The sequence below is a fragment of the Cellulomonas sp. genome (assembly GCF_036279715.1).
In the GTDB taxonomy this organism is placed as follows: Bacteria; Actinomycetota; Actinomycetes; order Actinomycetales; family Cellulomonadaceae; genus Cellulomonas_A.
Genome location: NZ_DASUIR010000134.1, coordinates 1 through 9,570 on the forward strand (window position 1 = coordinate 1; position 9,570 = coordinate 9,570).

The 9,570-nt window shown below is 70.2% G+C and carries 9 protein-coding genes and 1 pseudogene; 8 read left to right on the forward strand and 2 right to left on the reverse strand.

The genetic code is table 11. The annotated features are described in order from the left end of the window. A pseudogene (locus tag VFW79_RS12740) lies at window positions 1–420 on the reverse strand (N,N'-diacetylchitobiose phosphorylase); the annotation flags it as partial. A gap of 38 nt (window positions 421–458) precedes the next feature. Further along, the gene (locus VFW79_RS12745; RefSeq protein WP_329677664.1) at window positions 459–2,948 is read right to left on the reverse strand and encodes a GH36-type glycosyl hydrolase domain-containing protein; all 2,490 of its coding nucleotides are present in this window, start codon (window positions 2,946–2,948) and stop codon (window positions 459–461) included. 276 nt (window positions 2,949–3,224) lie between these two features. Here VFW79_RS12745 and VFW79_RS12750 point away from each other — a divergent pair, with 276 nt between their 5' ends. The 8 genes from VFW79_RS12750 to VFW79_RS12785 all read left to right on the forward strand — a co-directional run. Next, window positions 3,225–3,821: a TetR/AcrR family transcriptional regulator gene (locus VFW79_RS12750; protein ID WP_329677665.1), complete on the forward strand. Its 597-nt coding sequence runs from the start codon at window positions 3,225–3,227 to the stop codon at window positions 3,819–3,821. Between the two features lie 82 nt (window positions 3,822–3,903). Continuing rightward, window positions 3,904–4,866, forward strand: coding sequence for a DUF5692 family protein (locus tag VFW79_RS12755; protein WP_329677666.1), 963 nt, complete (start codon window positions 3,904–3,906; stop codon window positions 4,864–4,866). A gap of 49 nt (window positions 4,867–4,915) precedes the next feature. Next, the gene (gene dcd / locus VFW79_RS12760) at window positions 4,916–5,491 is read left to right on the forward strand and encodes a dCTP deaminase (RefSeq protein WP_329677667.1); all 576 of its coding nucleotides are present in this window, start codon (window positions 4,916–4,918) and stop codon (window positions 5,489–5,491) included. A gap of 7 nt (window positions 5,492–5,498) precedes the next feature. After that, window positions 5,499–6,632 carry a hypothetical protein gene (locus tag VFW79_RS12765; RefSeq protein WP_329677668.1) on the forward strand — a complete coding sequence of 378 codons (1,134 nt, stop codon included), beginning with the start codon at window positions 5,499–5,501 and terminating at the stop codon, window positions 6,630–6,632. A 92-nt stretch (window positions 6,633–6,724) separates the two neighbouring features. Continuing rightward, entirely contained in the window at window positions 6,725–7,168 is a 444-nt protein-coding gene (locus VFW79_RS12770) for a MarR family transcriptional regulator (RefSeq protein WP_329677669.1), read from the forward strand. A gap of 47 nt (window positions 7,169–7,215) precedes the next feature. Beyond that, complete coding sequence (locus VFW79_RS12775) at window positions 7,216–7,638, forward strand: organic hydroperoxide resistance protein (RefSeq protein ID WP_329677670.1); 423 nt, start codon at window positions 7,216–7,218, stop codon at window positions 7,636–7,638. Next, complete coding sequence (locus tag VFW79_RS12780; RefSeq protein ID WP_329677671.1) at window positions 7,638–8,645, forward strand: NADP-dependent oxidoreductase; 1,008 nt, start codon at window positions 7,638–7,640, stop codon at window positions 8,643–8,645. The genes VFW79_RS12775 and VFW79_RS12780 overlap by 1 nt, the downstream gene beginning before the upstream one ends. A gap of 44 nt (window positions 8,646–8,689) precedes the next feature. Continuing rightward, window positions 8,690–9,570: alkene reductase (locus tag VFW79_RS12785; RefSeq protein ID WP_329677672.1), on the forward strand; the 881-nt coding region annotated here is incomplete at its 3' end.

Below are 9,570 nucleotides of genomic sequence, written 5' to 3' on the forward strand. Positions count from 1 at the left end.
CGTCAGGGCCCAGTGCTCGAACGCCTGACCCTCCGGCACGAACATCGTCAGCTCGGAGTCGATGCCCGCGTACGACGCGTCGAACACCGAGTAGCCGAGCCCGTGCCGGACCTGCGCCCGGTACGCGTCGGGCCCGTCGAGCGGCTTGCCGACCGGCTGCCACGTCGCCGACCAGTAGTCGCCGGTCGCGTCGTCGCGCAGGTACACGAACCGGCCCGGCTCGTCCTGCGGGACGCCGTTGAAGCGCATCCGCAGGAGCCTGCCGGTGCCGCCCGACCGGAAGAAGCTGTACCCGCCGCCGTTCTGCGTGACGATCCCGCCGTACAGCCGCGACCCGAGGTAGTTGCTCCACGACCGGGGGGTGTCCGGGCGGGTGATCACATACTCGCGCGCAGCGTCGTCGAAGTGTCCGTACCGCATCCTGGCGTGTCCTCCTGCCGTGCCGCCCGACCCGAGGGTCAGACGGTGACCTCGACCGTGACCGTCGAGCCGGCGGGCGCGTACGGGACCGTGTTCCCGGCGATCGGGGTGCCGTCGACGACGAGCGCGCCGCGGGCCCCGGGGGTGCCCGAGTTCGTGACCGTGATCTCGTACGTGGCGCCCCGCGCGGTGCGGGTCACGGTGAACTGCGGGACCTCAGGGCCGATCTGCGGGTCGACGATCAGGCCGTCGTACCCGGGACGGACCCCGAGCAGGTACTGGCTGACCGCGACGAAGTTCCAGGCTGCCGTGCCGGTGAGCCAGGAGTTCTTGGCCTCGCCGTGCCGGACGGCCTGCTTGCCCGCGATCATCTGCGCGTACACGTACGGCTCGAGCTTGTGGACGTCGGAGATGTCCTCGCGGTACGCCGGCGTGATCCGCTTGTAGTAGTCGAACGCGCGCGCACCGTTGCCGACGACCGTCTCGCCGATGATGACCCACGGGTTGTTGTGGCAGAAGATGCCGCCGTTCTCCTTGTACCCGGGCGGGTACGTGGAGACCTCGCCGAGCTCGATCTGGTAGCTCGTGTACGCGGGGTACTGGAGCACCATGCCGTGGTCGGTCGCGAGCAGCTCGTTGACCGAGGTCAGGGCGCGCTGGGCGACGGACGGGCCGCCGTCGGCCGGGGTGTCCGTGCCGATCCCGGCCATGACCGCGAAGCCCTGCGGCTCGATCCAGATCTTGCCCTCGGGCTTCTCGTCGGTGCCGATCTTGTTGCCGTAGAAGTCGTAGGCGCGCAGGAACCACTCGCCGTCCCAGCCGTGGCGCAGCACCGTGGCCCGCATGTCCTCGACGGCCTGGCGGGCCTTGGCGGCGACGTCGTGCAGCCCGCGACGCGCGGCCAGCTCGGCGTACTCCGGCCCGGCGTAGACGAACTGGGCAGCGATGAACACCGACTCGGCGACGCCGCCGGCCTGGTTCTCGGTCGTCTGGAACGACTCGCCCGGCTCGGTCGAGAAGCAGTTGAGGTTGAGGCAGTCGTTCCAGTCGGCGCGGCCGATGAGCGGCAGGCCGTGCGGCCCGAGGTTCTCGACCGTGAAGTTGAACGAGCGGGTCAGGTGCTCGAACAGGGTGTCGGCGAGCGAGTCGTCGTTGTCGAACGGGACGCTCTCGTCGAGGATCCCGAAGTCGCCGGTCTCCTTGACGTACGCGGCCACGCCGAGCACGAGCCACAGCGGGTCGTCGTTGAAGCCCGAGCCGATGTCGTTGTTCCCGCGCTTCGTGAGCGGCTGGTACTGGTGGTACGCCGAGCCGTCGGGGAACTGGGTCGCGGCGATGTCGAGGATGCGCTCGCGGGCCCGCTCGGGGATGAGGTGGACGAACCCGAGCAGGTCCTGGTTGGAGTCGCGGAAGCCCATGCCGCGGCCGATCCCCGTCTCGAAGAACGACGCCGAACGGGACATGTTGAACGTGACCATGCACTGGTACTGGTTCCAGATGTTGACCATCCGGTCCAGCTTGTCGTCGGTGCTCGTCACCGTGTAGGTCGAGAGCAGGTTGGTCCAGTACGTGCGGAGCGCCTCGAAGGCGGCGTCCGTCTGCTCGTTGGTCGCGAAGCGGCTGAGCAGCTCGTGGGCGCGGGTCTTGTTGATGACCTGCAGCGCCTCGATGCCGGCGGCCTCGTCGGCCGGGGCCCACTTCTCGTCCTGGGGGTTCTCGATGTAGCCGAGCACGTAGGTGTAGCTCGTGGACTCGCCGGGCTCGAGCGTGATCTCGAGGGAGTGCGAGCCGATCGGGTACCAGCCGGACGCGACCGAGCTGGCGGAGACGCCGGCACGCGGCACAGCGGCCTCGCCCAGGCCGTTGTAGGCGCCGACGAAGGTGTCGCGGTCCGTGTCGAAGCCCGCGGCGTGGGCGTTGACGCCGTATACGGCGTAGTGGTCGCGGCGCTCGCGGTACTCGGTCTTGTGGTAGATCGCCGAGCCGTAGGGCCCGTCGTTCTCGATCTCGACCTCGCCGATGGAGAGGTTGCGCTGGTAGTTCGTCTGGTCGTCCTGGGCGTTCCACAGGCAGAACTCGACGAACGAGAAGAGCGTGACCGTCTTGGTCGCGGCGGACGTGTTGGTGAGCGTGACCTTCTGGATCTCCGCTGTCTCGCCCATCGGCACGAAGAACAGCGTGTCGACCGACAGGCCGCCGCGCTCTCCGGTGATTCGGGTGTACCCGAGGCCGTGGCGGCACTCGAAGTGGTCGAGGTCGGCCTTGATCGGCAACCAGGACGGGGTCCACACGTCGCCGCCGTCGTTCACGTAGAAGTACCGGCCACCGGCGTCGGCCGGGATGTTGTTGTAGCGGTAGCGCGTGAGCCTGCGCATCTTGGCGTCGCGGTAGAACGAGTACCCGCCGGCCTGGTGGGAGATGAGCGAGAAGAACTGCTCGGACCCGAGGTAGTTGATCCAGGGGTACGGGGTGTGCGGTGTCGTGATGACGTACTCGCGCGTCTCGTCGTCGAAATGGCCGTAACGCATGGTTGCGCCTCTCAGGTGCTCAGAAGTTCCACGCTTGGGTCCCGTCGGCATCTGCGTCTGCGCTGCAGCCATCCGTGACCGACGTGCAGTCGGTGCAAGGGAGCGCTCCCATGCGTTCCCTGGCTAGAGCATAGCCGCACACCTCTCGCGACGAAACGCTTCGGCGGAGGCCCCATTGACACTGTGTCAATGGGGTCGCTAGGGTGACACGAGTCAGGCGACGCAGGCTCGGCAGCGTCCCGGACGCTGGACGGACATCGACGCGAGAGGGCACCCATGGGGCGCGAGGTCGAGGGCGCGAGCACGGTGCGGTCGATCAAGCCGCCCGACGTGCGCAAGGGCGAGATCGTCGCCGCGACCCGGGCGCTGTTCCGGGAGCAGGGCATCTCCCGGACGACGCTCAAGGACGTCGCCGGGCGCGTCGGGGTCACGCGCGGGCTGATCTACCACTACTTCGGCGACATGGACGGGCTCGTCGAGGTCGTCCTCGAGGCCTACGTCGCCGAGTTCGTCGAGGCCGTGCGCGAGTGGGACTCCCAGCGCGAGGTCGGCAACATCGACCGCGCCCTCGTCGACTGCATCGGACTGTTCCGCCGCGTGCTGCAGACCGACGACCCGCTGCGTGCCGACCTGCACCGCGCCGAGAACGCCGGGCTCTACCTCCGGTTCGTCGACCGCGCCGTCGAGGCCGTCGTCGACAGCATCCGGGCCACCACCGTCGAGGCGTACGCCCGACGCCACGAGATCGCGATCGAGAACGTCCGCGAGACGTTCACCGTCCTGGTCTACGGGCTGATCGGGCTCACGCGCTCGCACCCCGAGACCGAGGACAGCGTCCTCATCGGGATCGTCAGACAGACGCTCTACCTGTAGGGGCGTTCGCAGGCCGGTCAGCTCAGCGCGGGGCTCGAGGCAGGGCTCGATGCGGAGCACAACTCAGAGGAGATGGACGCACGTGTTCCTGTTCGCATCGATCCCGTGGTACTCGGCACTCATGTGGTTCGCGGTCGTCGCGGCGCTGATGCTCGCCAACGAGATAGCCCGGGCCAGCAAGTGGGCGTCCCTCGCCCTGTTCGTCGGGCTCCCGATCGTTCTCACGATCTTCGTCTGGCCGACCACCGCCGGGCCCGGCTCGAGCACCGGCACGTGGTTCCACTGGGTCAAGGTCTACTCGGCCCTCGCCGGCTGCCTCGGCTTCATGGTGCTGCGGTTCAACCGCAAGGCCGCAGCGAACAGGTACGCGCTGATGTTCCCGGCCGTGATCCTCGCCCTGAACATCCTCGAGGCGGTCATCCGCGACTTCCAGGTGCACGGCATGCACGGTCTGATCGACGGCGTCGTGATGGTCGGCGGCTCGTGGAACATCATGAACGGCGTCGCCGGGCTGCTGAACCTGCTGACGATCTGCGGCTGGGCCGGGATCTTCATCAGCAAGGGCCGCCAGAAGGACATGATGTGGCCCGACATGGTCTGGTTCTGGATCATCGCCTACGACCTGTGGAACTTCGCGTACGTCTACAACTGCGTCGGTGACCACGCGTTCTACGCCGGTGCGGCGCTGCTCGTCTCGTGCACCATCCCCGCGTTCTTCATCAAGAAGGGCGCCTGGCTGCAGCACCGCGCCCAGACGCTCGCGTTCTGGATGATGTTCACGATGGCGGTCCCGGGGTTCGTGACCGACTCGAAGTTCGCCGTCGCGTCGTCCCACAGCACCACCGCGCTGTTCCTCGTCAGCGCGATCTCGCTGGCCGCGAACATCGCCGTCGCGGTCTACCAGGTCCGGACGATCGTCGTGAAGCACCGCAACCCGCTCAGGGACGAGCTGTACGTCGAGCTCGCCGACTACAAGAAGGTCGTCGCGGCCGACCGGCCCGACGCCGACACGGAACCGGTCATGGGCGGGGTGCTCGTCGGCTGACGGGCCCCGATCGACGGGAGCAGCACGGGCCGACCGTTACCGTTGACCCGTGCTGCTCTCCGATCGCGACATCCGTACCGAGCTCGACACCGAGCGGGTGCGGCTCGACCCGTACGACCCGGCGATGATCCAGCCGTCGAGCATCGACGTGCGCCTCGATCGCTACTTCCGGTTGTTCGACAACCACAAGTACCCGGTCATCGACCCGTCGATCGACCAGCCCGACCTGACCCACCTGGTCGACGTCGCGAACGGCGACCCGTTCGTGCTGCACCCCGGCGAGTTCGTGCTCGGCTCGACGTACGAGGCGGTGACCCTCCCGGACGACATCGCGGCCCGGCTCGAGGGCAAGTCCTCGCTCGGCCGGCTCGGCCTCATGACGCACTCGACCGCGGGCTTCGTCGACCCGGGCTTCTCGGGTCACGTCACGCTCGAGCTGTCCAACGTCGCGACGCTGCCGATCCTGCTCTGGCCGGGCATGAAGATCGGTCAGATGTGCTTCTTCCGTCTGTCCTCCGCCGCCGAGTTCCCCTACGGTTCTGACAGGTACGGGTCCCGGTACCAGGGTCAGCGTGGGCCGACGGCGTCCCGTTCCTGGCAGAACTTCCACCGCTCGGAGGTGTAGGCCGCTCGTGACCCCGCCGCAGTCAGCGTTCCCCCCTCTGCCCGTCCACGACCCCGAGCTGCGGACGCGGCACCTGCTCGCGCTCCCCGACGGCGTCGGGGTCGAGGAGCTCGAGGTGCTGGCCGTGAGCCGGTTCCCGGCCGCCGCCTGGGAGACCGTGCCCGGGGTGCCGCAGCAGCGCCCGGCCGGCGCGCGCGGCAACCGGAGCGCCGGTGCCTCGATCGGTGTGCTGCGCGTGTCGCGCATGTCGACCCTCACGGGTCCGTACTCCGCCACGTCCTCCGACGCCGTCGGCCTGGGGCTCCCCGCCACGACCACGACCGTCTACGACGTGCGGTGCCCGCGCGAGCGGGGCGGGCCCCCCTACCCCGGCGGCGACCGGGACGGGCTCAAGCGGGCCTTTCCCGACGCGATGCCCGTCCGTGAGGAGGAGCGCGTCCTGCTGTGGCTCGTCGCGGTCGCGCGGCGGCTCGGCGGGGCGATCCGCACCGGCGAGCGGGGAGTCGTCCTGCACCCGGACCTCGACGCGACGATCGACCTCACGGTGTTCACCGACCGGTGGCTCGAGCCCGACGAGCTGCTCGCGGTCGTCCAGCGGGTCGTGCCGCGCGCTCGCCTCGCGATGGAGGGCGTGCCCTGGCACGGTCCGGCGTCCGACGCCGGTCGCCGGGCGGTCGCCGGGCTCGCCGAGCTCGGCGTCCCCGAACGTGGTGGCGCCGGCCTGCGCAAGGCGCTCGAGCGGCACGGCGTGAGCGATGAGCGCAAGCGTCGCCACCTGGCCGCGGAGGCCGACGCGTTCGACGGCGCTGTGCTTGCCGAGCCAGTCGTCCTCGAGGGTTACGGCGCGCTGGTCGACCTCGGTGTGGACGGCATGATCGCGATCGAGGTCGGGGGCGAGGAGGCACTGCCCCCGCTGCTGCGTGAACTGCCCTGGGCGGCGGGCGGGGCGCTCGCGTACCGCGTGCGGTGGGAGCCGACCGACGTCGAGGAGCTCGAGCTCGAACGGCCGTCGTTCGCGCACCGGGTCGCGCGCAGTCGGGCCATGCCCCACGTCCAAGCGATCGCCCGGGCGCTGCAGGGCGCCGTCGGTGGCGAGATCGCGGATGCGGCGGAGTTCCTCATCAACCCGGGCGACCTGTAACCACTGCGCGCGTCTGCGGGCAGATCCGAACGGCGCTATCAGTTGTGCGCAACCGAGTTGCCTCCGATTGAATTGCGTGCAATGGTTATCGCATGGAGCCGGAGCTGAGACTGGACGACGAGCTGTGCTTCGCGCTCTACAGCGCGTCGCGGGCCGCGACCAACGCCTACCGGGACGCCCTGGCGCACCTGGGGCTCACCTACACGCAGTTCGTCACGATGCTCGCGCTGTGGGAGGACGACGGCGCCACGGTGTCGGCCCTCGGCACCCGGCTGCACCTGGACAGCGGCACGTTGTCCCCGCTGCTGCGCCGCCTCGCGGACATGGGCCTCGTCGAACGTCGTCGTGACACGGCGGACGAGCGCCGGGTGACCGTGCACCTGACCCCCCGGGGGCAGGAGATCCGCTCGGACGTCGCCCAGGTGCAGCACCGGCTCCACGCCTCGATCGACATGACACCCGACGAGGTGTCGACGCTGCGATCGCTGGCCCGTCGGTTCTGCGACGTGGCCGGCGCGCGCGACGCGAACGCCTGACCGTCATCCCGCACGGGACGACGGCACCCCCATCAAGGAGAAGGACGTTGAAGGTTCTCTACACCGCTGAGGCACTCGCCACGGGCAACGGTCGCAACGGCCGCACGCAGACGCCGGACGGTCGCGTCGACCTCGACCTGGCGGTCCCGCGCGAGATGGGGGGCTCCGGCGACGGGGCCAACCCCGAACAGCTCTTCGCCGCCGGGTACGCGGCGTGCTTCCACTCGGCGCTCCAGTCGGTGGCCCGGGCTGCCAAGGTCGACCTCGGCAGCTCGAGCGTCGGCGCGCAGGTCGGCATCGGCCCTCTCGACGCCGGCGGCTTCGGGCTGAAGGTCACGCTCGAGGTCGTCATCCCCGACCTCCCGCACGCCCAGGCCGTCGCGCTGGTCGAGCAGGCGCACCTGGTGTGCCCGTACTCGAACGCCACGCGCGGCAACATCGAGGTCATCCTGACGGTCGTGGAGGACTGATGCGCACGCCCGCCCAGACCCGCCAGATCGTGCTCGCGTCCCGCCCGCAGGGGTGGCCGACGCCCGAGAACTTCCGCCTCGAGACCGTCGACCTGCCCGCGCCGGCGGACGGTGAGGTCGTCGTGGCGAACCACGTCATGTCCGTCGACCCGTACATGCGCGGCCGGATGAACGACGTGAAGTCGTACGTCCCGCCGTTCCAGCTCGACCGGCCGCTCGACGGAGCCGCCGTCGGCGAGGTGATCGCGTCCTCGAGCCCCGACATCCATGTCGGCCAGATCGTGCTGCACGGGCTCGGCTGGCGCGAGCACGCCGTCGTCCCGGCGGCAGCCGTGACGGTCGTCGACGCCACAGCCGCCCCCGAGTCCGCCTACCTGGGCGTCCTCGGCATGACCGGTCTCACCGCCTACGCGGGCCTCATGGCCGCCGCGCGGTTCCGTCCGGGCGACACGGTCTTCGTGTCCGGGGCGGCCGGCGCCGTCGGGTCGCTCGTCGGGCAGATCGCCAAGCTGAGCGGCGCGGCCCGCGTCATCGGCAGCGCAGGCTCGCCCGCCAAGGTCGCCCGGCTGCGCGAGCTCGGGTTCGACGAGGCGTTCAACTACCACGACGGTCCCGTCCGCGACCTGCTGCGCGCCGCAGCCCCCGAGGGCATCGACGTGTACTTCGACAACGTCGGCGGCGACCACCTCGAGGCGGCCATCGACTCGCTCACCACTGGCGGCCGCGTCTGCCTGTGCGGCGCGATCGCGCAGTACAACAGCACCGAGCCGCCCGCCGCGCCGCGCAACCTGGCACTGGCGATCGGCAAGCAGCTGACTCTGCAGGGATTCCTCGTCGGCGGGCACCGGAACCTCATGCCGGAGTTCCACGAGAAGGTCGTCGGCTGGCTGGCCGACGGCTCGCTGCGCTGGGACGAGACCGTCCGCGAGGGCCTCGACGCCGCACCCCAGGCCTTCATCGACCTCCTGGCCGGGGCCAACACCGGAAAGATGGTCGTCCGGCTCTGAGCCGGCGCGGCCCCACAACCCCTACGAGAAACGAGCGCACCCGCGTGCTTGAGACACCCTTCACCCCCGTCCGCCTCGGCAGCTGGGACCTTCCCCAGCGGTTCGTCATGGCCCCCTTGACCCGCAACCGCGCGGGCGCGGGTCAGGTCCCGACCCCCCTGAACGCCGAGTACTACGCCCAGCGCGCCGGCGCCGGCCTCCTCATCACCGAGGGCACCCAGCCCAGCGCCACGGGCCAGGGCTACCTCGACACCCCCGGCATCCACACGGCCGACCAGATCGAGGGGTGGCGGCAGGTCGCCGACGCGGTCCACGCCCGTGGCGGTCGGATCGTCGTCCAGCTCATGCACGTCGGCCGGGTCGCTCACCCTGACAACAAGGACGGTCGCGAGAGCGTCGCCCCGAGCGCGATCGCCGCGCCCGGCACGATCGTCACCACGACGGGCGTGCACCCGATGGTGACGCCGCGCGCCCTCGAGACCAGCGAGCTGCCGGGCATCGTCGCGGAGTTCGTCGACGCGGCGACGAAGGCCGTCGAGGCCGGGCTGGACGGGGTCGAGGTCCACGCGGCCAACGGCTACCTGCTGCACCAGTTCCTCGCGCCGTCGACCAACCAGCGGGTCGACGCGTACGGCGGCACGCCCGAGAACCGCGCGCGCCTCGTCATCGAGGTCGTGCGGGCGGTCGCCGACGCGATCGGCGCTGAGCGGGTCGGGATGCGAATCTCCCCGTCGCACAACATCCAGGGCGTCCTCGAGGAGGACCCGGCCGAGACCCGCGCCGTCTACGAGAACCTCGTCGACGCCGTCGCCCCGCTCGGCCTGGCCTACCTGAGCATCCTCGCCGACCCGTCGTCCGACCTCGTCCAGGACCTGCGCCGGAGGTTCGGCGGCCCGATCATCGTGAACGCCGGGTTCGGTTCCGT

Coding starts and splice junctions, on each gene's coding strand:
- VFW79_RS12750 (WP_329677665.1), top strand. CDS start 3,225: ATGGGGCGCGAGGTCGAGGGCGCGAGCACGGTGCGGTCGATCAAGCCG.
- VFW79_RS12780 (WP_329677671.1), top strand. CDS start 7,638: ATGCGCACGCCCGCCCAGACCCGCCAGATCGTGCTCGCGTCCCGCCCG.
- VFW79_RS12745 (WP_329677664.1), bottom strand. CDS start 2,948: ATGCGTTACGGCCATTTCGACGACGAGACGCGCGAGTACGTCATCACG.
- VFW79_RS12770 (WP_329677669.1), top strand. CDS start 6,725: ATGGAGCCGGAGCTGAGACTGGACGACGAGCTGTGCTTCGCGCTCTAC.